The following is a 23,510-nucleotide window of genomic DNA, read 5'->3' as shown; positions in this document are numbered from 1 at the left end:
CTTGAGCCCGGCGGGTCGCCGCCCTACTTTATCGCCGACAAGGAGACGCTATCATGGCCACCAAGCAGATCACCGATTCCAGCTTCGACACCGACGTCCTCAAGGCGGACGGCCCCGTTCTCGTCGATTTCTGGGCGGAGTGGTGCGGGCCGTGCAAGATGATCGGGCCGAGCCTCGAGGAGATTTCCGAGGAACTCGGCGAGCAGGTGACGATCACCAAGCTCAACATCGACGAGAACCCCGATGCGCCCGGCAAGTACGGCGTGCGCGGCATCCCGACGATGATCCTGTTCAAGAACGGCGTGCCCGCCGCGACCAAGGTCGGCGCCGAGCCCAAGGGCCGGCTGAAGGCTTGGCTGGAGGGTGAACTCGCCTGATGAGGACTCCCGGTGCGTGACCATCCGTAAAAGCCCTGAGGGGTGTCTTACGGGTGGGCGCGTTAACCGCCCGGGACCTTCGATCCCCTAGAATGAGCCCATGGTTGCCACCCGGCGATCGTGGGCTTTTTCCTGGGGATTTTGATGAACAAGGTCGTGAATGCCGCGGTCGCCGTGGCGATGATGGTTTCGGCTGTGCCGGCGGGCGCACAGATGTCGGTTGCGGCGGTTGCCGCCCCGCTCGCAAGCGCGCCTGTCGCGGCGGCGGTTGCGCCGATGACGCCGCAGGCCGCGCAGTTGCTGCTGAAGTCGGGCACCGCCATCCGTCTGGTCGCCACGTCTGCGGTGACGTCGAAGGACGCCAAGGTCGGCGATACCGTGACCATGAAGGTCGCGCGCGACGTGGTCGTGAAGCACCAGCTCGTCGTTCCGGCGGGCGCGCTCGCCACCGGCGAGGTGACGCGCGTCAAGCACAACGGCCGCCTGGTGAGCGCCGGCCAGCTCGACGTCAAGGTTCAGTCGGTCGAGATCGAGGGCGTGCAGGTGCCGCTCAACATGCTCGTCCACGTCAAGGGTAAGGACACGTTCGGCACGTCCGGGCCGATCGACGGCCTGCTGTCGTTCGGTCCGTTCGCGGCGCTGATCTTCGGGCACAATGCGATCGTGAACCCCGGCACGAAGATGAAGGGCAAGCTCGTCGCGGACGTGCAGATGGCCGCACTTCAGCGCCCGTCGAAGACCGCGACCGCCGCGCTCTGAGCGACACGGCCGGCGCACCACGCGGGTGCGCCGGCACCGCTCGTCAACTGAGCGGGATCATCACCTGCGTCGCATAGCCCGGCCGATCGCGCAGCGCCTCGTACCACGCGCGCACATGCGGCAGATCGGGACGGGCGATGTCGAGCGTGAACCAGGTATGCGCATAGACGCCCATCGGAATGTCGCCGATGCCGAACGCCTCGCCCGACAGCCACGGCGTTTGCGCCAGATACCGGTCGAGGATCGTCATCTGCGCCGCGCAGGCCTCGGCCGAACGGACGATCGCCGCCGCATCGCGCTTTTCCGGTGCGTAGCGAACGAGGTTGAGGAAAGCGTCGCGCTGCGCGTCGGCATAGCCGAACTGCCAATCCATCCAGCGATCCCCCAGCGCGCGCATCGTCGGATCGTCCGGCCATAGCGCCGGCGCGTATCGGGCGGCGAGATAGCGCAGGATCGCGTTCGATTCCCACAGCACCAGCCCCGCGTCCTCGATCGTCGGCACCAGCCGGTTCGGGTTCATGGCCAGATACCCGGCGGTCATCCCGTGGACGCCGCCGACGTCATGGCGGACATAGGCGAGCCCGATCTCCTCGGCGAGCCAAGCGACTTTCTTGACGTTGTGCGAGTTGAGCCGCCCCCAGATCGTCAGCATCGCGCGCGTCAGCTCCGATAGTCGGCGTTGATCGAGATGTAACCGTGGGTCAGATCGCAGGTCCACACCGTCGCCGTGCCGTCGCCAAGCCCCAGATCGACGCCGATCTCGATGTCGCTGCCCTTCAGATGCGCGGCGACGGGCGCCTCGTCATACCCGTCCACCGCGAGCCCGCCGGTCGCCACCTGCGTATCGCCGAAGCGGATCGAGAGGAGGTCGCGCTCGGCCGGTTCGCCCGCCTTGCCGACTGCCATAACGACCCGGCCCCAATTGGCATCCTCGCCCGCGATCGCGGTCTTCACCAGTGGCGAATTGGCGATCGACAGCGCGACGCGGTGGGCGCTGCGGTCGCTCTCCGCCCCGGTCACGGCGATCTCGATGAACTTGGTCGCGCCTTCGCCGTCGCGCACCACCAGATGCGCAAGCTGGAGGCACAGATCGGACAGCGCCGCGCGGAACGCGTCCGCGCCGGCATCGTCCGACGCGGCGAGGGGAGCATTGCCCGCCCGCCCGGTCGCGAACGCCAGCACGGTGTCGCTGGTCGATGTGTCGCTGTCGACGGTGATGCAGGAGAAACTCGCGCGGTTCGCCTCGGCCAGCGCGGCTTGCAGGAAGCCGGGCTCGACCGCCGCATCGGTGAAGATGAAGCCGAGCATCGTCGCCATGTCCGGCGCGATCATGCCCGAGCCCTTGATGATACCGACCAGCGTCACCGTCCGACCGTCGACCACGGCGGTCGTCACCGCGCCCTTGGTGAAGGTGTCGGTCGTGCTGATCGCGGCCGCCGCATCCTCCCACCCGCACAGCGGTGCGGTGAGCGCGGCGTCGATCCCCGCCTCAGCCTTGTCGATCGGCAGCGGCACGCCGATCACCCCGGTGGAGGCGACGAACACGTCCGAAGGCTGGCAGCCGAGCGCACCGGCGGCACGCGCGGCGATCGCCTCGACAGCGGCGCGCCCGCGTGCACCGGTGAAGGCGTTGGCGTTACCGGCGTTCACCACCAGCGCGCGCGCGGCCCCGAGCGTCAGCGCCTTGCGGCACCATTCTACCTCGGGCGAGGGGCATCGGCTCTGCGTCGTCACCCCGGCGACGGTCGTGCCGGGATCCAGCGCGGCGAAGGTCAGGTCGCAGCGGTCCCACGCCTTGTAGCCCGCGCGCGCGACGTGCAGCGCGACGCCGGCGACCGGGGGTAGCGAGGGGAAAGCGGCGGGGGCGAGCGGGGAGCGGGTGTAGGCCATGATGCGCTCCTTAGATCGTGTCCGGCATGAGGCAAGACCCCGCACGCGACGGGTCGGGCCTTAATGACGATCAAGGCGGTTTCCTTGCGTCGACAAGGGAACTACTGCACTGCACAAACGTATCAAAAGCAAACGGGGGTTTGACAGGGCGCTGGCCGCAGACCCGCATCGGATGCAAGCGGAGCAAGCCTGCCAATGTCGATCACGCGCGAGATCCTTGATCCCGGCCTCGTCTTTCTTGCGACGATGAGTCTTACGACGACGATTCTGATGGCGATAACCATCCATCGTCCGTTCGTCGTCAAGATCGACTTGCAGCGCGAGCCGGCGGAACTGGCGCTTTCCATGGTGCTGTGCGGTGTAGTGGCGAGCCTCGCGACCGGTGTCGTGGCGGGATCGGTACTCGTCACCGGCGTCGCCACTTTGGTGACGCTCGGGCTCCGCTTCGCGCTGCCGCGGCTGACGATGGCGGGGGCGCAGCAGCTCGCGATGTTGCCGCTCGGCTGGATCGTCGGCTCGGCCTGGACGCTGCGTTTGTTCAGCGAGGCGAACATGCCCGCGTGGATCCTGGTGCTGACGGTCATAGCCAGCATCTTCTCCGCGCTGTGGCTGGCGGTGTCGTTCGCGGTCGCGCTGTCGCGGCAGGCGCTGATGACGCACCGCGAATGGCAGCGCCCGGTCGAGCCAGCCGATCCGCTCCATCCGCGCAAGGCGCCCAAGGTCTCGATCCACATCCCGTGCTACGCCGAGCCGCCCGAGGTGGTGATCGCCACGATCGATGCGCTCGCCGCGCTCGACTATCCCGATTTCGAAGTGATCGTGATCGACAACAACACCAAGGATCCCGATCTCTGGATGCCGCTTCAGGCGCATTGCGAGATGCTGAACCACGGCCGTACCGACAATCGTTTCCGCTTCTTCCACGTCGCCCCGCTCGACGGCGCGAAGGCGGGCGCGCTCAACTATCTGCTCAAGGGCGGTCATGTCGCCAAGGATGCCGAACTGGTCGCGGTGATCGACGCCGATTACCTGTCGACTCCGGACTTCCTGGCGCGGCTTGCCGGGTTCTTCGAGAACCCGCGTATCGGCTATGTCCAGACCCCGCACGATTACCGCGAGCATGAGGACAGCGCCTATCTGACTGCCTGTTATTGGGAATATATGCCCAACAACAAGATCGAGCTGTCGGGCCTGAACGAATATAACTCTGCGATCACGATCGGCACGATGTGCATCATCCGTAAGGATGCGCTGATCGACGCCGGCATGTGGGCGGAATGGTGCCTTACCGAGGATTCGGAAGTGTCGGTGCGCATCCGTGCGCTCGGCTATGATGGCATCTATCTGCGCGAGACGTTCGGTCGCGGGCTGATCCCCGAGACGTTCGAGGATTACAAGAAGCAGCGGTTCCGCTGGATCGCCGGGCCGGTGCAGCAGTTGCGCCGCCATTGGCGGCTGTACCTGCCGCAATCGATGGGCGGCTCGCCGAGGATTAACTGGTGGTCGAAGCTGCTCGAACTCCAGCGCGGAATCGAGCCGCTGCTCGGCGCGTTTGGTACGATCTTCGCGTTCGGCAGCGCGGTCGTCGGAGTCGCCCTGATCGCGCTCGGCCGTTTGCCGACGATCGATCTGCCCACCCCGTTCTGGGTGGCGGCGTGGATGGCGCTCGCGGGCACGCTGGCGAGCACGTGGTTCCGCTATCGTCTCAGCGACTGTCATAGCATCCGTGAGATGCTGCTCGGCGAAATCGCGCGCATGTCGCTCACCTATATCCAGATGCTCGGCGGCATTGCCGGCATGTCGCCGCGCCCGCTCGGCTGGCGGCGCACCCCGAAGTTCCAGGGGACCGCCGCCGGTATGCGCGCCTTGAAGGAGACGCTGCCGGAGACGCTGATCGGGATCGCGCATATCGTGCTAATCGTCGCGGCGTTGATGTTGCGCCGCGATCAGCATGACGACGTCGGCTTGCTGGTGGCGATGGGGGCGGCCGCATCGGGCATCCGCTTCCTCTGCGCGCCGGTCATGGCGTGGCTGAGCGAGCAGCGGCTGGCGAGCCTCACGGCCGAGCAGGAGCCTGGCGACGACGACGTCATGGTGACGCTTCGCGCGGCCTGACGCGGGTGGGTCGCGGGGCAGCCGGCGAAGCGTTCGTGTTCGCCCGTTCGGCTGGACGGATGCGACGAACCGCATTAGAGCGCACGGCGACTATGGAGTTCCTGCTTTTCCTCTGCGCGGCGCTGTCGGCATTGACCGGTGCGATCACCGGCGGCCGCGCGCCGGGCGTAGAGGTGCAGATCGAGCGTGTTTCGGCGCATGTCCGTGCGGTCCAGCCGATCGCGGCGCGTGCCGTTTCCGCGATCGTGCAGGCGCAGCGGCTGCCCATGCTCGGCGCGCTGCCCACGATAGTCATGCCCCATCCGTTTGCGCTGACCGGCACGATCCCGGCACGCGGCGAACGCCGGCGCGAATAGCGGCGGCGGGCGCGTCCGCTCGTTTTCAAGGCGGCGCACAACCATCTTTCCGTACAGCACCGCTGCCGGGCATCGTCCCGTGCGCGACCACCTTGAACAAACAGGACATCCCATGCTCGGCGGCCTTGCCAAATCCCTGTTCGGCTCCTCGAACGAACGCTACGTCAAATCGCTCGGCGCGATCGTCAACAAGATCAATGGGTTCGAGCCCGCAGTTTCCGCCATGTCGGACGAGCAGCTTTCCGCGCAGACGATCAAGTTCCGCGAGCGGCTGGCGAACGGCGAGAGCCTCGATAGCATCCTCCCCGAAGCGTTCGCGACCGTGCGCGAGGCGGCCAAGCGCACGCTCGGCCAGCGCCATTACGACGTGCAGATGGTCGGCGGCATCGTCCTTCATCGCGGCGAGATCGCCGAGATGCGCACCGGCGAGGGCAAAACGCTGGTGGCGACGCTCGCCACCTACCTCAACGCGCTGCCGGGCACCGGCGTCCACGTCATCACCGTCAACGACTATCTGGCGGCGCGCGACGCGGGCTGGATGTCGCAGGTCTATGCGTTCCTCGGGCTGACCACGGGCGTGATCGTGCCGAACCTCAGCGACCAGCAGCGCCGCGACGCTTATGCCGCCGACATCACCTACGGCACCAACAACGAGTTCGGCTTCGACTATCTGCGCGACAACATGAAGTACGATCGCGCGTCGATGGTGCAGCGCGCGTTCAACATGGCGATCGTCGACGAGGTCGATTCGGTGCTGATCGACGAGGCGCGCACCCCGCTCATCATCTCTGGCCCGACCGACGACAAGACCGACCTGTACCTCAGCGTCGACGCGGTGGTGAAGCAGCTCACCGCAGAGGATTACGAGAAGGACGAGAAGCAGAAGTCGATCATCCTGACCGAAGACGGCACCGAGAAGGTCGAGCGGATGCTCGAGGCGGCCGGGCTGCTCGAGGGCGCGAACCTCTACGATTTCGAGAACACGCAGGTCGTCCACCACGTCAACCAGTCGCTGCGCGCGAACATGATGTTCAAGGCGGACACCGATTACATCGTCAAGGACGGCAAGGTCGTCATCATCGACGAGTTCACCGGCCGCATGATGGACGGCCGCCGCTGGTCCGACGGTCTGCACCAGGCGGTCGAGGCGAAGGAGGGCGTCAACATCGAGCCCGAGAACCAGACGATGGCCTCGATCACCTTCCAGAACTATTTCCGCATGTACCCCAAGCTGGCGGGCATGACCGGTACTGCCGCGACCGAGGCGGCGGAGTTCTACGACATCTACAAGATGAACGTGGTGACGATCCCGACCAACGTGCCGGTCAAGCGCGTCGATGAGGAAGACGAGTTCTACAAGGACACGCAGGACAAGTTCCAGGCGATCGCCAAGAAGATCCGTGTCCATGCCGAGCTGGGCCAGCCGGTGCTGGTCGGCACCGTCTCGATCGAAAAGTCCGAACTGCTCAGCGAGTTCCTCGTACAGGAACAGGTGCCGCACAAGGTGCTCAACGCCCGCTTCCACGAAATGGAGGCGCATATCGTCGCGCAGGCCGGTCGCAAGTCGGCGGTGACCATCGCGACCAACATGGCGGGTCGCGGCACCGACATTCAGCTTGGCGGGAACCTCGAGTTTCGTATGCTCGACGAGCATCCCGATCTCGTCGAGGGCACGCCCGAGTATGAAGCGCGCGCCGCCGAGATCAAGGCGGAGATCGCCGCCGAGAAGCAGGCGGTGCTCGATGCGGGCGGGCTGTTCGTGCTCGGCACCGAGCGGCACGAGAGCCGGCGTATCGACAACCAGCTTCGCGGTCGCTCCGGGCGTCAGGGCGATCCCGGCCTGTCGCGCTTCTACCTCAGCCTTGATGACGATCTGCTGCGCATCTTCGGGCCGGATACGTTGTTCGCCCGCATGATGCGTTCGAACATCGGCGATGGCGAGGCGATCGGATCGAAGTGGCTTTCGAAGGCGATCGAGACCGCGCAAAAGAAGGTCGAGGCGCGCAACTACGACATCCGCAAGCAGGTCGTCGAATATGACGACGTGATGAACGATCAGCGCAAGGTGATCTACGAACAGCGCGCCGACATCATGGATGCCGATACGGTCGGCGACGTGGTCGAGGACATGCGGAGCGAAACAGTCAACGCCATTGTGGGCGAGGCGTGCCCGCCGGGCACCTATCCCGAGCAATGGGATATCGCCGGCATGAAGGAGAAGCTGCAAACGCAGCTCAACATCACCCCGCCGATCGACGACTGGCTCGCGGAGGAGGCGATCGACCCCGAGATCGTCGAGGAGCGCGCCCGCGCCGCCGCCGATGCGCAGGTCGCCGAAAAGGCCGCCGCGCTGGAGCCCGAGACATGGGTGCAGATCGAGAAGTCGATCCTGCTCCAGAACCTCGACCATCACTGGAAGGAGCATCTCGCCACGATCGAGGCGCTGCGGCAGGTCGTCCACCTGCGTGCTTACGCGCAGAAGACACCGATCAACGAATATAAGCAGGAGGCTTTCCAGCTGTTCCAGCGCATGCTCGACATGATCCGTGAGGAAGTGACGCGCACGATCGCTTACGCCGAGTTCCAGCTTCAGCCGCCGCCGGAACTGCCCGAGCTGCCCGACTTCATCACCCAGCATTTCGACCCGTTCACCGGCGAGGACGACAGCTACGATTTCGGCGCCGGGCATGTGACCAGCGCGATGCCGACGCTGTCGATCCCCAAGCCGGACGGGCATGAGATCGGCCAGGATCCGGCCGATTGGGCGGGCAACGTCAGCCGCAACGCGCCTTGCCCGTGCGGATCGGGGTTGAAATACAAGCACTGCCACGGCGCAGTCTGATCGGGGCAGGGGCGGCGCGGTGCCGCCCCGCACGTGACCAATATCGCGCCCGCGCGGATACCTGCGCGCGGCGGTACGTTGAGGCACCATGCCCCACGCCAGCAACATCGTCTATTGCGACGGCCCCGACAGCCCGCATGCGTTCGACATCGTGCCGGTCCTGCCGCGCACCGGCACGCTTGATGCGCAGTGCCCGGTATGCAAGGGGCACGGCCAGTGGAATACCGAGATCGATCTGGTCAGTTTTCGCTGCAAGCGCACCGCCTGCGGGCGCTGCTACGGCGCGGGCTGGGTCGAGACCGGGGATGATCCGATCGGGCTGCCCGATATCGTGATGACGCCGGATGGCCACCCGCGCTGGACGATCCGCTATGTGCCGCACGACGCGGCCGAGACGCCCGATCCAGCCGCACCCGGTCTTGCGCAGACCTGATCGCGACCTACCTTCCGGCCATGGCGACGAGCGTGCCGCCTGCATTCACCGGTGGAGCGAGACGATCATGGCCGACGACACGAACGCGAGCCGCAACCAGCCTGAAGGCTATGTCCCGCCCGAGGTTTGGACGTGGGATAGCGCGAACGGCGGCCAGTTCGCCAACATCAACCGCCCCGTCTCAGGCGCGACGCACGACAGGGAACTGCCGGTCGGCAAGCATCCGCTGCAACTCTATTCGCTCGGGACGCCCAACGGGCAGAAGGTGACGATCCTGCTCGAGGAACTGCTCGCCGCCGGACACGCGGGGGCCGAGTATGATGCGTGGCTGATCGAGATCGGCAAGGGCGACCAGTTCGGCAGCGGCTTTGTCGCGATCAACCCCAATTCGAAGATCCCCGCGCTCGCCGATCACACAACCGATCCGGTGATGCGCGTGTTCGAGAGCGGATCGATCCTGATCTACCTCGCCGAAAAGTTCGGCGCCTTCCTGCCGACGACGGGAGCAACGCGCACCGAGACGCTCAACTGGTTGATGTGGCAGATGGGCTCCGCGCCGTTTGTCGGCGGCGGGTTTGGGCATTTCTACGCTTATGCGCCGTTCAAGATCCAGTACGCGATCGACCGCTATGCGATGGAGACCAAGCGCCAGCTCCACGTCCTCGACACGCACCTTGCGAGCCGCACGTATCTGGCCGGTGACGATTATACGATCGCCGACATGGCGGTGTGGCCGTGGTACGGCGGGGTGCTGAACGGCGCGTACAATGCGCAGACGTTCCTCGACGTCGGCGAATACACCAATCTCGCGCGCTGGTCCGAACGGATCGCCGCGCGCGAGGCGGTGCAGCGCGGGCGCATCGTCAACCGCGTTGCCGGGCCGGGCCGGTTCCTGCGCGAGCGGCACGACGCGGGCGACTTCGCGCACGCCGAGAGCTGAAGCGCGTTCAGGCTTCGGCGAGCAGGTCCGGCGTGGCCTTGTGGTCGAGCCCGCGCGTGCAATCGATGAACGCGAAGATCCCGGCGGCGATCAGCACCATCGCCGCCACGCCCTGTAGCGGCAGATCGTAATTGCCGGTCGCGGCGACGACATAGCCGAACGCGACCGAGCAGACGAAGCCGCCGATGTTGCCGGCGGTGTTCATCACGCCCGAAGCGGTGCCGCCGAACCGCCCGCCGATCGCCATGCACATCGCCCAGGCGGCGGGCAGCATCAGGTCCATCACCATGAACGCCGCTCCGGCCAGCAGGATGATCGCGACCTTGCCGTGCGCGAGGCTCATCGCCACCAGCAGCGCGGCGGTGATCGTCAGGCACACGCAGGCGATCAGGCTGTAGGCGCGGCGGATGCCGATCCGCTCGGCCAGCCGGTCGCACAGCACGCCGCCCGCCAGATTGCCGACGATGCCGAGCAGGAACGGGATTGATCCGTAAACACCCATCTCAGCCACGGTAAAGCCCGCGCCCTTGACCATCCAGGTCGGGAACCAGCCGAAGAAGAACCAGCTTCCGAACGCATAGCAGCCGTACGCGAGCGCGATCAGCCACAGTTGCGGCAACGACAGCAGCTTGCGCCACGGCGTGCCCGAATGGCCTGCACCGGCGTCGCTGCCGATCTCGGCGACTTCCTCGGCTGTGATGCCGGGCTGGTCGGCAGGGCGGTCGTGGAACCAGCGCCACCACGCGATCGCCCATACGAAGCCGAGCGCGCCGAGGATCGCGAACACCGCGCGCCAGCCGAACATCGCGTAGGCGGGCACCAGCAGCAACGGCGCCAGCGCCCCGCCGAAGCGGCTCGCCGCCCAGATCACGCCTTGCCCACGCGCCCGCTCACGCGCCGGCAACCAGCGGTAGAGCACGCCCGACATGTTGGGATACGCCCCCGCCGCGCCGAGCCCGAACAGGAAGCGCGCGGTGGCGAGCTGCCAGAAGGTGCGGCAGATCGCGGTGGCGGCGGTGAACACCGACCACCACAGGGTGATCCGCGACAGCTCCTTGCGATAGCCATGCCGGTCGCCGAGCGCGCCCGAGGGCACCTCGAACACCGCATAGGCGATCACATAGGCGCTCAGCACCCAGCCCCATTCAGACGGAGTGATGCCGAGATCCTTCTGCATCGTCGGCCCGGTCACCGCGATCGCCAGCCGGTCGATGAAGGTGATGACCGACAGTGCGGCCAAGAAGCCGAGGACGATGCGGCGCTTCTTCACTTGGGCAAGCTTGCCAGCACGTCGCGCGCGCGCTCCATGCCGAGTTCCGGGCTGGAGAGGACAGGGGCCGCCACCGCGCCCGCCGGCAGCGCCGCGACGACGCGCGCCATCGAGGCTTGCGCGAGGATGATGACGTCCATGCCCTGCATCGCCTGCGTCAGTGCTTCGCCGACGATACGGTCGTGCGTCGCGCCGTCGCCCGCCATCACCGCCGCGAACGCGCCTTCGCAGACATGCTCGACGATCTCGACCGTCTTGCCCTGCTCCTGCGCGACCAGCCGCACGAGATCGGCGGTGGGGGTGAGCGTGGTCGAAAGCGTCGCGACCACGCCGATACGCGTGCCCATCGCCACCGCCTTCTCCGCCATCGCACGATCGACGCGCAGCACGGGCTGGTCGTACAGTTCCGCCGCCATATCGACCGCCCGCCCGATCGAGGAGCAGGTGACGAGCGCCGCGTCGCAACCGGCGTTGAACGCCGAGCCGACGAGGCCGATCACCTGCCGCATCGTCGCCTTTTGCAGATGCCCGGCGGCGATGGTGTTCTTGATCGTGCTTTCATCGACGAAGTGCAGGATGCGCACATCGGGCATGATCCGCCCGGCGATCTCGTTGAAGATCGGCGCGAGCACGGGCGAATTGTGAATGAGTCCAAGCGTGGGCACGCGGCAATCCTCTCAGGTATCAATCGTGAAGTCGTAAGCGCCCGAGCCGACCTCGAAGCGGGCCAGTTGGCCCACCGTCGTCAGCTTGCGGATATCGGTGTGCGTACCGAGCAACTGCCCACCTTCGCGCCACGCGCCGCCGCGCGCGGGGAGTTCGACCTCGGCGACCGTGTTGGCGGGGACGGTCAGGCGGAAGCGGGTGAGGCCGCTCGCGTCACCCTCGGTTTCGGCGGCGATCTCGCCCATGCACGAGGCGTAACGCGCGGAGACGCGACCGATCCCGGCGTACCAGAGCGGCCGTGCGGCGATGCGCGCGAAGCCCGGCGCGGCTGGCGCGATCCCGGCGAGGCGGCGGTAGAAGAAGCCGACCACCGCGCCGAACGCATAGTGATTGTAGCTGTTCATCGACAGATCGCCGGTGTCGCCGTTCCAGCGTTCCCACATCGTCGTCGCGCCCTTGGCGACCATGTACCCCCAGCTTGGATATGCGTCCTGGAGCAGCAGGCCGGCAACGTCCTCGTGCAGCCCAGCGTCGGCCAGCACGTCGAGAATGTAGGGCGTGCCGAGGAAGCCGGTCGACAGCTTCAGCCCACGCGCGCGGATTTCGTTGGCGAGCACCTGCGCGGCGGCGGCGCGCTGCGCCTCGGGCACGAGATCCATGTAGAGCGCGAGCACCTGTCCGGTCTGGCTGCCGTTGCCGGCGGTGCCGTCGGCGGCGACGAACTCGGCCGCGAAGGCCGCGCCGATCTTCGCGCGCAGGTCGCGGTAGCGGGCGGCATCGTCGGTGCGCCCGCTCGCCTCGGCCATGTCGGCCATCTGCATCGCCGCCCACGCCCAGAAGGCGGTCGCGCAGAGGATGCGCGGCGTGGTCTCGTCATCCGGCTTGATCGCATCGACCGACAGCCAGTCGCCGAGATCGAGCCCGCGCTCATGCCGCCAGATATGATCGGGGTTGCGGGTGAGCAGAAACGCCATCCAGCGCTCCATCGCCTCCCAGTTTTCGTCGATCACGGCAGTGTCGCCATAGCGCTGCCACAGCAGCCACGGCAGCACGATGCCAGCCTCGCTCCACCCCGCCGTCACCACGTCGGGATAGGACTGCGGTTGCGGCACCACGATCGGGTAAGCGCCGTCGTCGCGCTGCGCCGCGCGCGCTTCGAGCAGGAAGCGGCGGATGAACGGATCGACCTCCATGTTGAACGCGGCGGCATCGAGGAAGACGAGGATGTCGCCCATCCAGCCCATCCGTTCGTCGCGCTGCGGGCAATCGGTCGGCACCGCGAAGAAGTTCGAACGCTGGCTCCACAGCGCGTTGTTCCAGAACGCCTGAAGCATCGGCGCGTCGTGGAAGGTCATCGCCCCGGTCTGCTGCGCAGCGGAGTGGACGACGATGCCGAGTACGTCGTCGGCGGTCAGCACGCCGGGATACCCCTCCACCTCGACATAGCGGAAGCCGTGGTAGGTAAAGTGCGGCTCGAAGACTTCCTCACCGGTGCCTGCGAGCGTGAAGCGATCGGTCGCGCGCGCGAGCCGCAGGTTGGAGAGATCGGCGGTGCCATCGGCGTAGAGCAGTTCGGCGAAGCGCGCGGTGATCGTCGTGCCGGCGGCTCCGCGCGCGGCGATGCGGACCCAGCCGGAGAAATTCTGCCCGAAATCGAAAACATAGCGACCGGGCGCCGGCTCGGTAATCGACAACGCGCGGCGCGTGCCCATACGCTCGAGCGCGGGCGAGGTCTGCGCGATCAGCCGGGTGTCCGGGGCCTTGCCGCGTTTTGCGGCGGGCCAGGCCGACGCATCGAACCCGACCGCATCCCAACCCGGCGTCTCCAGCCGCGCGTCATAGGTCTCGCCGTCGTAAATCTCCGAGGTGACGATCGCCGATGCCCCGATCCGCCAATCGGGGCTGCTCGTCACCCACTCGCTTACGCCATCCGCATAATCGATCCGCAATTGCGCGCGGAAGCGGCGCGGGGCGGGGCCGAAGCCGTAGCGCTCGATCCGCCAGCCGAACGCGCTCGCATACCAACCGTCGCCGACCAGAGCCGCCAGCACGTTCTCGCCCGGCGCGATCCGCTCGGTTACGTCGTAAACCTGATACAGCACATGATCCGCCGCGACGCTGATCTCGGGCGCGAGGATCGCGTTCGACACCGGCGCGCCGTTGATCCGCGCATCGTAGGCGCCGAGCGCGGTGGCGTAGAGCCGAGCCGCCACGACGGGGCGATCGACGGTGAAGCTGGTGCGAAGCTGCATCGCCGGCTCGGGCGGGCGTGGGTCGTTGTGGACGTTCGCGCCGCTCGGCTGTGCAGGCACCCAGTGGGATGCGTCGAAGCCGGGTTCGATCCACCCCGCGTCGGGTGCGGGCCGCACCCGCCAGTCCGGCCCGCTGACGATCCGTTCGACGCTACCATCGGCGCGGTGCAGGCGGATCAGCGCGGCGAACGCGCCGCCATCGACCGGGAAGAACCCCTCGGTCTGCGCCTCGACCAGCGCGCAGATGCAGGTCTTGCCGGGCTTCACCTCGCCCGCGTACCGGCCGAGCGTACCCCAGAACGGCAGGTACGTGTCCCACCCGAAATGCCAGTCCAGTGGCGACGCCGCGCCGTTGATCCACACGCCACGCAGATGATCCTTGCCCGCCAGCAGCACCTCCGCGCGGACGAGATCGGCCGGCGCGTCGAAATCGAGCCGGAAGGCGTGGAGCCGCGCGTCGAGCGCGGTTTCGCTCCACACCCATTGCAGCCCGGCCGCGCGATCGGCGGCGGCGAAATCGTCCTCCACCTCGATCCAGTCTGCGCGCCAGTCCTCGGGCGAGAGCAGGCCGGTCTCGAACCATGCCGGCTCGGAGCGGGTGCCGTCGATTTCGACGTCCCACCAGACGCGCTGCATCGACGTGAGCGCGGGGCCGCCCCAGGCGATATCGACGCTGGCGGGGGATACAACGGTTACACTGTCCCACAGCAGATCGTCGCCTGTCAGCGCCGCGACGCTCGCCGCGGCGCGGATGCGGTAGGTGGCTTGGGTGGTGCCGCGCTTATCGCCCTCGACACGCCATGACAGGCGCGGACGCGGCGCCTCGGTGCCGAGCAGATCCTTGGTGTATTCGGTGCGGAGGTCGACGGCGCGCATGGTGATCCTGTAAGTTCCTCGCCCTCACTCTTCCTACCCGGCTGCGCCGGGCGGGCCCCCTCCCTCTCCCGGCGGGAGAGGGAGGGAGGCGCCGTAGGCGCCGGAAGGGTGAGGGTGATCCGGGCGTTTAGTAGGAAGAGAACAGCGCCTCGCGCGCTATGTTGAGCGCGGCGACCGCGTCCTGCCGGTCCTGCGCGGCCTGCAACGCCTCGAAATCGAGCTTGTCGAGCGCGCGTTCGATGCCTTTCAGGAAGCCGATCGCTGACTTCGCCGCCTCGACCGAATCCTCACGGAACGGGAACTGGTCGAGCTGCCACACGCCCTCCCACTTGTTCTTGCGCAGCGTGTAGAAGAATTCGAACAACTCGATCGGGTGAACCGAACCCGCGATCATGTCATCGTCCCAGCCGCGCAGATTGTCGTTCACGTCCATGCCGAACAGCCGCCCGTGGTCGATCGCGAGCTGCGCCGCATCCGCCGGGCTCTCGCCGCCGTACAGCGAATGGCCGAAATCGAGCAGGATGCCGACGTTGGGCACGCCCATCTTCTCGATGCCGAGCAGCGTGCGCGCGACCGAGTCGTAGCTCATGTGGTTGCGCGGCTCGCGTGGCTTGTATTCGATGACGAACTTGAGATCCGGGTTCTGCGTGGCCAGTTCGGCGACGCCCTCGATGCTCATCTGCCACAATTTGCGGTGGTCGGCCTGGAACGGATAGTCCCAGCCGTCCTGGCCCGGCCACAGCTTCACATAGTCCGCGCCGAAGTGGCGGACGATGTTGGCGGCGTCGTTGCACATCTCGTTGGCGAGGCGGCGCACACCCGCATCCGGATTGGTGAAGGCGCCTTTGGCAAACTGGCGCGTGTAGATTTCGGGCGTAATGCCGATCACCGAGAGGTTGTTGCGCTTCAGCGCCTCGCCGATAGCCTCGAGCGAGGTCTCGCCGCCCGGGAACGGATAGTTGATATCGACAACCGACAGATCGCCGACTTGCCCCGCCAGATCGATCATCTCCAGCAGCGAGCGCGGCGGGCCGTAGCCGTCGGTCGCGTAGCGATCCACATAGGTCGCGAAATGCCAGATCCCGGCACCGTAGCGCTGATTGCTCATACCTCGTCCTCTTCCCAATGGTGCCGGACGGGACGCGCGCAGGCGGCCGCTCCCGGCGGTTATGCTATGATGATCTCGACGCCCGCCCGCTCGATCACCGCGCGATCGGCGTCGCGGATGCCCTCGTCGGTGATGAGGATGTCGACCAGATCGATGCCGCCCAGCGCCGAGAAGGAGCGCGCGCCGATCTTGCTCGAATCCGCGACCAATATGGTCTTCTCCGCCGCGTCGATCATCGCGCGCTTCACCGCGATGTCGGACAACGCCGGATAGGTGAGCCCCGCGTCGAGATCGAACCCGGCGGTGGCGAGAAACAATTTCTGCACGAACAGCCCACGAAACGACTCGGCGGCGCGCTCGCCGCTGAGCGACAGCGTCGGTGCCTTGAACTGGCCACCGCTGACATGCACCTCGAACCCCGGCTCCGCGCCGAGCATCAGCGCGATGTTGAGCGCGTTGGTGATGACAGTCATGTCGCGGTGGCCGAGGATGTTCGCGGCAACCTCTGTGGTGGTCGAGCCCGAATCGAGGATGATCGTCTCGCCATCGCCGATCATCGCGGCGGCGCGTTTGCCGATGCGGCGTTTGGCATCCATGTTGTCGAGATGCTGGAGCGCCATCGCGCGGACCTGCTGTCGCACCGACTTCAGATACGCGCCGCCATGCTCGCGCACGATATGCCCGTCGCTTTCGAGTTTCTCCAGATCCTGCCGCACGGTCACTTCGGAAACCGAAAACGCCTGCGCCAGTTCTCGCACGCGCGCGCTGCCCTGTTCGCGCAGCCATTCGAGGATCTTGTTACGGCGGGTCTCACCCAGCGCGCGAGATTGCGAAGTGGCATTGGCCGGGCGAGCGAGGGGAGCTGGACGTTGCATGCCGCGACTATCCGCAGGGACGCGCTCGTATAGCAAGTCCGGACTGCGCAGTTTCGGCATCGTCACTCCCAAACGCCGACGATTTCGGATCGCTGGCACCGTATGCCGCCTGTTAGCTCCAACCTTCGGATTTTGTCAATTTGTCTGAGTGAAGTTTTGAAACGCAAATAATCGAAAGAGAATATGTTGCGTTTTCCCGCCGCTGGCGCTATCTGCCGGTTCAGGAGAGGGGACCAATGGGCAATCCACAACAGCTTCGGCCAGACGCCGGCGTCCGCACGGTTTCGCTGGATGCGCGGGTTGCGCATGTTCGCGAACGCGCGGGCTGGATGCGCCGCCGCCTGCTCGGCATGATCGTCGATGCGGGGCAGGGGCATCCCGGCGGCGATCTTTCGGCGACTGACATCATCGCTTCGCTCTATTTCGATACTCTTCGGATTGACCCCGCCGCGCCTGACGCGCCGAGGCGCGATCGCTTCGTGATGAGCAAGGGTCATTGCACCGGCGCGCTCTATGCGGCGCTGGCTGCGCGCGGGTTCTTCCCCGAGGCGGAACTCGCCACCTATCTGAAGCCGCTGTCGCGCCTCAACGGCCATCCCAACCGCACCTATCTGCCGGGCGTGGAGACCAACACCGGCCCGCTCGGCCACGGCTTCCCGGTCGCGGTCGGCATCGCGGTGGCGGGGCAGATCGACAAGGCGGGTTACCGCGTGTTCGTGCTGACCGGCGACGGCGAGTTGCAGGAAGGCAGCATGTGGGAGGCGGCGATGTTCGCTGGTCATCGCGGCCTCGGCAACCTTACCGTGATCGTCGATCGCAACGGCTTGCAGCAGGGTGCCGGCACGGAGGAGACCAACCAGCTCGAACCGCTTGCCGACAAATGGCGTGCGTTCGGCTGGGACGTGGTGGAGCTGGACGGGCATGATCCCGCCGCGCTGCTCGCCGCGTTCGACGATGCCGCGCGCCCGCGCGCCAAGCCGCGCTGTATCATCGCCAACACGATCAAGGGCAAGGGCGTGAGCTTCATGGAGAATCAGGCCGGCTGGCATCACGGCGTACCCAATGCCGAGCAATATGCGCAGGCGCTGGCGGAGCTGTCGGCGTGAGCGCGGCCACCGCACCCGCCGGCCTGTTCGACTGCCGCGACGCCTATGTCCGCACCGTGCAGGAACTCGCCGAGGCCGATCCGCGCATCGTCGCGGTGGTGAACGATTCGGTCGGCTCGTCCAAGCTGGGCAAGTTCCGCGAGCGTTTCCCCGATCGTCTCGTCAACGTCGGCATCGCCGAGCAGAATATGGTGAGCGTCGGCGCGGGGCTCGCCAATGGCGGCAAGATCCCGTTCGTCAGCGGCGCGGGCTGCTTCCTCACCGCGCGGGCGATGGAGCAGATCAAGGTCGATTGCGCGTACAGCCACGCCAATGTGAAGCTGTGCGGCATCTCCAGCGGTGTCGCTTATGGCGAACTCGGCGCGACGCATCATAGCATCGAGGACGTGGCGTGGCTCCGTGCGATCGACAAATTGACCGTGATCGTGCCGGCCGATCCGTGGCAGACCGCGCAGGCGATCCGCGCCGCCGCTGCGCATGACGGGCCGGTGTTCATCAAGATCAGCCGAATGCCGGTGCCCGAACTGACCCGTACCGACGCCAGCTTCGCGATCGGCACGGCGGAGACGCTGCGCGACGGGGGCGACATCGCCATCATCGCCAACGGCACGCTCGTCCACCACGCGCTCGCCGCTGCCGAGGCGCTGGCGGGCGAGGGCATCGCCGCGTGCGTCGTCAACATGGCGACCGTCTCGCCGATCGACGAAGCCGCGATCGCCGCCGCCGCCGCGACCGGTGCGATCGTCACCGCCGAGGAGGGACTCGCCCATGGCGGGCTGGGCGGTGCGGTCGCCGAATATTGTGCGCAGCATGCCCCGACGCGGATGCGGATGATCGGCTTCCCCGGCTTCGCGCCGACCGGATCGGCGACCTGGCTGATGGAGCATTTCGGCCTGAGCGCGACCGGCATCGCCGATGCCGCGCGCGAACTGCTTGGCACGAAGGCGGCGTGATGACCGCGCGCGCCATCCTCGCGATCGATCAGGGCACGACCAACACCAAGGCACTGCTCGTCGCGCCCGATGGGTCGGTGCTGCTGTCGCGGTCGCGGGCGATGCGCGTCGACTATCCGCGCGCGGGCTGGGCGGAGCAATCCGCGTCGGACATCTGGGAGGCGGTCGCCGCGCTGATCGGCGAGGTGCATGCCTCAGCGCCTGAGGTCGAGGTTGCGGCGCTCGCCATCTCCAACCAGCGCGAAACGGTGGTGGTGTGGGAGGCGGCGACCGGCCGCCCGCTCGCGCCGGCGGTGATCTGGCAATGCCAGCGCTCGGCCGATCGGCTCGAGGCGTTGCGCGGGGCGGGCCACGCCGACAGAATCGCGGCGCTGAGCGGGCTCGGGCTCGATCCGTTGTTCCCGGCGGCAAAGATCGCGTGGCTGCTGGATGCGATCCCCGATGGACGCGCGCGGGCGGCATGCGGCGAGATCCGGTGCGGCACGATCGACGCTTGGCTGTTGTGGAACCTCACCGGCGGCGCGGTTCATGCGACCGATCATAGCAATGCCTCGCGCACGCAGCTTTTCAACCTCGATACGCTCGGCTGGGACGCCGAACTGGCGCGGCTGTTCGATGTGCCGCTGAACATCCTGCCGACGATCCTGCCGTCCGACAGCCGCTTCGGCGAAGTAGCGCTGGGTGCGACCGTGCTGCCCGCCGGCACCCCCGTCCACGCGATGATGGGCGACAGCCACGCCGCATTGTTCGGCCATGGCGTCGATACGCCGGGACGCGGCAAGGCGACGATCGGCACCGGCAGCTCGCTGATGGTCGCGACGGAGCGGCGCGTACATTCGTCGCATGGCCTGTCGAGCACGATCGCCTGGAACCGGGGTGGCGTCGCGCAGCATGCGCTGGAGGGCAACATCTCGGTGTCGGGCCACGCCGCCGCGTTCGCGACCGCGCTGCTCGGAGTCGCCGACGAGATCGCGCTAACCGCGCTTGCCGAGACCGTTTCCGATAGCGACGGCGTGGTGTTTGTCCCCGCACTCGGCGGGCTGGGCGCGCCGCACTGGTGTACCGAGGCGCGGGGCACGATCTCGGGCATGTCGCTGTCGACCCGCCCCGCGCACGTCGCACGCGCCACGCTGGAGGCGATCGCGCTTCAGATCGGCGATGTGCTCGACGCGATCGATGCCGATCTCGGGCGACCGCTGCCCGAACTGCTCGTCGATGGTGGCGCGACGCGCAATCCGCTGCTCGTCCAGTTGATCGCCGATCTGCTCGACCGGCCGATCGTGCGCCCGCATGTCGCCGAGGCGAGCGCGCTCGGCGTGGCGCGGCTGGCGGGCGAGGCGGTCGGGCTGATGCCGCATGCGCCCGCGCCGCGTGATGCCGACACCTTCCACCCGGCGATGCCGCCCCAACGCCGCAATGCGATCCGCCGCCATTGGCGCGCCGCCGTCGCGCGCGCGGTGCGCCCTGCCGACCTTTCCGTAAACCTGACCGGAGCCGCGCTTCGCTCCGACCAGCCCAACCATGCGCCCACCGCGCCAGGAAAGGAAACCGCTGCCGAAGCGCCATAATCAACGACAAAAGGGGATGAGGACATGATTGGGGTTACTAAACTCGCCGGGAAGGGAGCCTTCCTGACCGGCGCAAGCCTTTGCGCGCTCTTTGCAGCCGGCATCGCGCACGCGCAGGACACCGCCGCACCGGCCACCGCGCTGCCCGCGACGCCGCAGGCCACCACGCCTGCCGAGAAAGCCGCCGCCGCAGATGACGCGGCCGAGACGATCGTCGTCACGGGCTCGCGCATCAAGAGCCCGACGCTCACCTCGCCATCGCCGCTGCAAGCGGTGACGGCGGAGGACATCCAGCGTACCGGCAAGCTCGACATTCAGGAGGTGCTGCAACAGAACCCGGCGTTCGGCGTGCCCGGCCAGTCGCGCACCACCTCGAACTACGGCGCGCTCAGCGCGGGCACGTCGACCGTCAACCTGCGCAACCTCGGGCCGAACCGGACGCTCGTGCTGATCGACGGCCGCCGCGTGGTAGCGGGCGTGCCCGGCACCGCGCAGGTGGATCTGTCGATGATCCCGAGTTCGTTCATCGAACGCGTCGACGTGCTGACCGGCGGCGCCTCCGCCGTGTACGGGTCGGACGCGGTCGCGGGCGTGGTCAACTTCATCTACAAAAAGAAGTTCGAAGGCGTGCTGCTCAACGCGCAGACCGGCATCTCCGAAAAGGGCGACGACACCCAATATTCGGCCGACCTGACGATCGGGCATAACTTCGACGACAATCGCGGCAACATCATGCTGTTCGGCGGCTGGCAGAAGCAGGGCGGCGTCGCCTCCGCCGCGCGCTCGCGCAGCTCGACCGACCAGACCAGCGTCGGTGCCGCCTTGCGCAGCAACGCGCTGACCAACAATAATCTGCTCGCCGCACAGCAATTGTTCGTCGCCAAGCCCAACAAATCGACCGTCGTGCCCGACAGCACGTTCAACGCGGGCACCGGCAATTACATCGTCGATGCGACCGGCACGGTGCGCCCGTTCAACTCCGCGACCGACGGGTTCGACCGCACGCCGTTCGACCAGATCGCTGTGCCGATCGAGAAGCGCCAGTTCGCCGGGCGTGGCAATTACCAGATCAGCGACAGCATCAACGTCTATGTCGAGGGCACCTATTCGAACACCAAGTCGCGCGGCCTGCTCGAGCCGTCGCCGCTGGTGCCGACCGGCTCGCTCGGCCTGTTCCGGCAGGGCAACGGGCGCTACGATATCGAACAGCTCGTCGTGAACCCGAACAATCCGGCGCAGTCGCAGATCGTGCGCAACCCGCTGGTGCCCGCCGGCCTCTACAACGTCGCGACCGACACCAACGGTGACGGCTTCCGTGACGTGGCGGTGTCGCGCCGCCTCGCCGAGTTCGGCCAGCGTTTCGCGATCTTCGACCGGACCAACCTGCGCTTCGTCGGCGGCCTCAACGGGCAGCTCGGCAGCGATTGGGATTGGGACGTGTCGTACAACTGGGGGCAGACCCGCGTTTCGAGCCAACTGACCGGGCTCATCAACCAGGATCGGGCGGTTCAGGCGCTCAACGTCATCCAGGACGTGTACGACGTCAACGGCAACGGCAACACCACCGAGGCGATCTGCGCCAGCGCCGAGGCGCGCGCGCAAGGCTGCGTACCGTGGAACGTCTATGGCGCGGGCAAGGCGTCGCCCGCGTCGCTCGCCTACCTGCAAGCCACCTCGACGCATGATGCGGTGCAGACGCTGGAGGTCGCCTCGGCCAACCTCTCCGGTGCGTTGTTCGAGTTGCCGGCGGGCAAGGTGCAGGTCGCGGTCGGGGCCGAATATCGCCGTGAGTCGAGTTCGGAGACGTTCGATCCGCTGTCGATCGCCGCGCGCAACGCGTACGTGCAGCAGACCAACACCTCCGGCAGCTTCGACGTGAAGGAACTGTACGGCGAACTCGTCGTCCCGCTGATCCACAACACGCCGGGCATCGACAATCTCACGCTGCGCGGCGCGGTGCGTATGTCGGATTATTCCACGGTCGGCACCTTCTTCGCCTATAACGGCGGGGTCGAATGGTCGCCGGTGCCCGACATCCGCTTCCGCGGCGTCTATGCCAAGGCGGTGCGCGCGCCGAACATCGGCGAACTCTATGCCGCGCCCTCGGTCACGATCTCCTCGGTCAACGATCCGTGCCAGGGCGTCACGCTCACCAGCACGGGGACGACCAGCACGGTCTGCCGCGCGAACCCGGGCGTGCTCGCCAACATCAATGCCAACGGCAGCTTCGTGCTCAACCAATCGGACCAGCAGGGCGTCGGCGGGTTGGCGGTGAGCAACCCGAACATCAAGGAAGAGAAGGCGACGACCTATACGCTGGGTGCCGTCATCAACCCGATCTCGGTCCACGCGCTGCGCAACGTCACGCTCACGCTCGATTACTACAACATCAAGCTCGACGGGGCGATCGCACGAACCAGCCAGGATTACATCCTGCGGCAATGCTACCAGCAGAACGACCCCAATTTCTGCTCGCTGATCTCGCGCCGGACGATCGGGTCGGGGCCGTATAGCGCAGGCTCGATCCAGCAGGTCAATTCGCAGCTCATCAACAGCGGCGGGTTGGTGACGCAGGGGCTCGATACGACCATGTCGTACCGGCAGAACCTGTCCGACTGGGGCTTGGGCAATGCGGCGGCGACCTTCTCGATCAGCTACACGCATCTGTTCAAGCAGGGCGGCACCCCGCTGACCGGCGCGGCCTATGACAGCACGCTAGGTGAGATCAACACCCCGCAGGATCGCGGCGCCTTCTCGCTCAGCTACGACAGCGATGTGGTGGGCGTGACGCTCAACGGCCAGTATATCGGCGCGTCCTACCTCGACGATCAGTATCGCAATCTGTTCAAGCTTGCCGACGGGTCGCTGCCCGACAAGAAGTATTTCCGGGTCGGCTCGGCCTTCTACATGGACGCGCAGGTGCGTTTCCACGTCAAGAAACAGTATGAGTTCTTCGTCGGCGTGAACAACCTGCTCGACACGCAGCCGCCCCCCGTCATCACCGGCCTGACCGGCGATGTGACCGGTACGGAAACGGCGGCAGGCACCTACGATCCGATCGGTCGGCGCTTCTACAGCGGTATCCGTCTCAAGTTCTGACGCTTCCTAACCGTTCGACCCACTG

At 66.8% G+C, this 23,510-nt stretch carries 18 protein-coding genes; 11 read left to right on the top strand and 7 right to left on the bottom strand.

Going from position 1 to position 23,510, the window contains the following annotated elements; translation table 11 throughout:
• Positions 1-53: 53 nt before the first annotated feature.
• Both trxA and AC3ANX_RS10490 read left to right on the top strand, forming a co-directional pair.
• Entirely contained in the window at positions 54-377 is a 324-nt protein-coding gene (trxA, locus tag AC3ANX_RS10495) for a thioredoxin TrxA (protein WP_069205968.1), read from the top strand.
• Between the two features lie 144 nt (positions 378-521).
• Positions 522-1,136, top strand: a complete 615-nt coding sequence (locus AC3ANX_RS10490) for a hypothetical protein (protein WP_488333233.1) — start codon at positions 522-524, stop codon at positions 1,134-1,136.
• A 43-nt stretch (positions 1,137-1,179) separates the two neighbouring features.
• Here the strand turns inward: AC3ANX_RS10490 and AC3ANX_RS10485 are convergent, their stop codons facing one another.
• On the bottom strand, positions 1,180-1,788 hold the full coding sequence (locus tag AC3ANX_RS10485) for a glutathione S-transferase family protein (protein WP_488333232.1): 609 nt from the start codon (positions 1,786-1,788) through the stop codon (positions 1,180-1,182).
• 8 nt (positions 1,789-1,796) lie between these two features.
• The gene (argJ, locus tag AC3ANX_RS10480; protein ID WP_488333231.1) at positions 1,797-3,026 is read right to left on the bottom strand and encodes a bifunctional glutamate N-acetyltransferase/amino-acid acetyltransferase ArgJ; all 1,230 of its coding nucleotides are present in this window, start codon (positions 3,024-3,026) and stop codon (positions 1,797-1,799) included.
• Positions 3,027-3,296: 270 nt separating this feature from the next.
• Here argJ and AC3ANX_RS10475 point away from each other — a divergent pair, with 270 nt between their 5' ends.
• The 5 genes from AC3ANX_RS10475 to yghU all read left to right on the top strand — a co-directional run bounded on the left by AC3ANX_RS10475 (position 3,297) and on the right by yghU (position 9,712).
• Positions 3,297-5,141, top strand: coding sequence for a glycosyltransferase (locus tag AC3ANX_RS10475; RefSeq protein WP_488333230.1), 1,845 nt, complete (start codon positions 3,297-3,299; stop codon positions 5,139-5,141).
• Positions 5,142-5,233: 92 nt separating this feature from the next.
• Positions 5,234-5,497 (top strand): hypothetical protein, encoded by a 264-nt coding sequence (locus AC3ANX_RS10470; protein WP_488333229.1) that lies wholly within the window; start codon positions 5,234-5,236, stop codon positions 5,495-5,497.
• A gap of 112 nt (positions 5,498-5,609) precedes the next feature.
• A complete protein-coding gene (secA, locus tag AC3ANX_RS10465) occupies positions 5,610-8,339 on the top strand; it encodes a preprotein translocase subunit SecA (protein ID WP_488333228.1) in 2,730 nt (909 codons plus the stop codon).
• A gap of 88 nt (positions 8,340-8,427) precedes the next feature.
• The gene (locus tag AC3ANX_RS10460) at positions 8,428-8,772 is read left to right on the top strand and encodes a hypothetical protein (RefSeq protein ID WP_488333227.1); all 345 of its coding nucleotides are present in this window, start codon (positions 8,428-8,430) and stop codon (positions 8,770-8,772) included.
• Positions 8,773-8,839: 67 nt separating this feature from the next.
• Positions 8,840-9,712: a glutathione-dependent disulfide-bond oxidoreductase gene (yghU, locus tag AC3ANX_RS10455; protein WP_488333226.1), complete on the top strand. Its 873-nt coding sequence runs from the start codon at positions 8,840-8,842 to the stop codon at positions 9,710-9,712.
• A gap of 7 nt (positions 9,713-9,719) precedes the next feature.
• Here the strand turns inward: yghU and AC3ANX_RS10450 are convergent, their stop codons facing one another.
• From AC3ANX_RS10450 to AC3ANX_RS10430, 5 genes are all read right to left on the bottom strand, one after another.
• The gene (locus AC3ANX_RS10450) at positions 9,720-10,982 is read right to left on the bottom strand and encodes an MFS transporter (RefSeq protein ID WP_488333225.1); all 1,263 of its coding nucleotides are present in this window, start codon (positions 10,980-10,982) and stop codon (positions 9,720-9,722) included.
• Positions 10,979-11,647: an aspartate/glutamate racemase family protein gene (locus AC3ANX_RS10445; protein ID WP_488333224.1), complete on the bottom strand. Its 669-nt coding sequence runs from the start codon at positions 11,645-11,647 to the stop codon at positions 10,979-10,981. Before AC3ANX_RS10445 ends, AC3ANX_RS10450 begins: the two co-directional genes overlap by 4 nt.
• Before the next feature lie 12 nt (positions 11,648-11,659).
• A complete protein-coding gene (locus AC3ANX_RS10440; RefSeq protein ID WP_488333223.1) occupies positions 11,660-14,776 on the bottom strand; it encodes a family 78 glycoside hydrolase catalytic domain in 3,117 nt (1,038 codons plus the stop codon).
• A 127-nt stretch (positions 14,777-14,903) separates the two neighbouring features.
• Positions 14,904-15,884 carry a sugar phosphate isomerase/epimerase family protein gene (locus AC3ANX_RS10435; protein ID WP_488333222.1) on the bottom strand — a complete coding sequence of 327 codons (981 nt, stop codon included), beginning with the start codon at positions 15,882-15,884 and terminating at the stop codon, positions 14,904-14,906.
• A 59-nt stretch (positions 15,885-15,943) separates the two neighbouring features.
• Positions 15,944-16,759, bottom strand: a complete 816-nt coding sequence (locus tag AC3ANX_RS10430; protein WP_488333221.1) for a DeoR/GlpR family DNA-binding transcription regulator — start codon at positions 16,757-16,759, stop codon at positions 15,944-15,946.
• Between the two features lie 236 nt (positions 16,760-16,995).
• Here AC3ANX_RS10430 and AC3ANX_RS10425 point away from each other — a divergent pair, with 236 nt between their 5' ends.
• From AC3ANX_RS10425 to AC3ANX_RS10410, 4 genes are read left to right on the top strand one after another with little or no spacing between them, the layout of a single operon-like run.
• Positions 16,996-17,865 (top strand): transketolase, encoded by an 870-nt coding sequence (locus tag AC3ANX_RS10425; RefSeq protein ID WP_488333220.1) that lies wholly within the window; start codon positions 16,996-16,998, stop codon positions 17,863-17,865.
• Positions 17,862-18,818 (top strand): transketolase family protein, encoded by a 957-nt coding sequence (locus AC3ANX_RS10420; protein ID WP_488333219.1) that lies wholly within the window; start codon positions 17,862-17,864, stop codon positions 18,816-18,818. Before AC3ANX_RS10425 ends, AC3ANX_RS10420 begins: the two co-directional genes overlap by 4 nt.
• The gene (locus tag AC3ANX_RS10415; RefSeq protein ID WP_488333218.1) at positions 18,818-20,386 is read left to right on the top strand and encodes an FGGY family carbohydrate kinase; all 1,569 of its coding nucleotides are present in this window, start codon (positions 18,818-18,820) and stop codon (positions 20,384-20,386) included. Before AC3ANX_RS10420 ends, AC3ANX_RS10415 begins: the two co-directional genes overlap by 1 nt.
• Positions 20,387-20,410: 24 nt before the next feature.
• The gene (locus AC3ANX_RS10410; protein WP_488333217.1) at positions 20,411-23,485 is read left to right on the top strand and encodes a TonB-dependent receptor domain-containing protein; all 3,075 of its coding nucleotides are present in this window, start codon (positions 20,411-20,413) and stop codon (positions 23,483-23,485) included.
• Positions 23,486-23,510 lie beyond the last annotated feature (25 nt).

It is taken from the genome of Sphingomonas sp. BRN-1R (genome assembly GCF_057748035.1).
This window is presented reverse-complemented; position numbering and strand designations above follow the sequence as displayed.

What these genes read in the sequence shown, in the direction of transcription:
- trxA (WP_069205968.1), top strand. Translation starts at nt 54, where the DNA reads ATGGCCACCAAGCAGATCACCGATTCCAGCTTCGACACCGACGTCCTC.
- AC3ANX_RS10490 (WP_488333233.1), top strand. Translation starts at nt 522, where the DNA reads ATGAACAAGGTCGTGAATGCCGCGGTCGCCGTGGCGATGATGGTTTCG.
- AC3ANX_RS10485 (WP_488333232.1), bottom strand. Translation starts at nt 1,788, where the DNA reads ATGCTGACGATCTGGGGGCGGCTCAACTCGCACAACGTCAAGAAAGTC.
- argJ (WP_488333231.1), bottom strand. Translation starts at nt 3,026, where the DNA reads ATGGCCTACACCCGCTCCCCGCTCGCCCCCGCCGCTTTCCCCTCGCTA.
- AC3ANX_RS10475 (WP_488333230.1), top strand. Translation starts at nt 3,297, where the DNA reads ATGGCGATAACCATCCATCGTCCGTTCGTCGTCAAGATCGACTTGCAG.
- AC3ANX_RS10470 (WP_488333229.1), top strand. Translation starts at nt 5,234, where the DNA reads ATGGAGTTCCTGCTTTTCCTCTGCGCGGCGCTGTCGGCATTGACCGGT.
- secA (WP_488333228.1), top strand. Translation starts at nt 5,610, where the DNA reads ATGCTCGGCGGCCTTGCCAAATCCCTGTTCGGCTCCTCGAACGAACGC.
- AC3ANX_RS10460 (WP_488333227.1), top strand. Translation starts at nt 8,428, where the DNA reads ATGCCCCACGCCAGCAACATCGTCTATTGCGACGGCCCCGACAGCCCG.
- yghU (WP_488333226.1), top strand. Translation starts at nt 8,840, where the DNA reads ATGGCCGACGACACGAACGCGAGCCGCAACCAGCCTGAAGGCTATGTC.
- AC3ANX_RS10440 (WP_488333223.1), bottom strand. Translation starts at nt 14,776, where the DNA reads ATGCGCGCCGTCGACCTCCGCACCGAATACACCAAGGATCTGCTCGGC.
- AC3ANX_RS10435 (WP_488333222.1), bottom strand. Translation starts at nt 15,884, where the DNA reads ATGAGCAATCAGCGCTACGGTGCCGGGATCTGGCATTTCGCGACCTAT.
- AC3ANX_RS10430 (WP_488333221.1), bottom strand. Translation starts at nt 16,759, where the DNA reads ATGCAACGTCCAGCTCCCCTCGCTCGCCCGGCCAATGCCACTTCGCAA.
- AC3ANX_RS10425 (WP_488333220.1), top strand. Translation starts at nt 16,996, where the DNA reads ATGGGCAATCCACAACAGCTTCGGCCAGACGCCGGCGTCCGCACGGTT.
- AC3ANX_RS10415 (WP_488333218.1), top strand. Translation starts at nt 18,818, where the DNA reads ATGACCGCGCGCGCCATCCTCGCGATCGATCAGGGCACGACCAACACC.
- AC3ANX_RS10410 (WP_488333217.1), top strand. Translation starts at nt 20,411, where the DNA reads ATGATTGGGGTTACTAAACTCGCCGGGAAGGGAGCCTTCCTGACCGGC.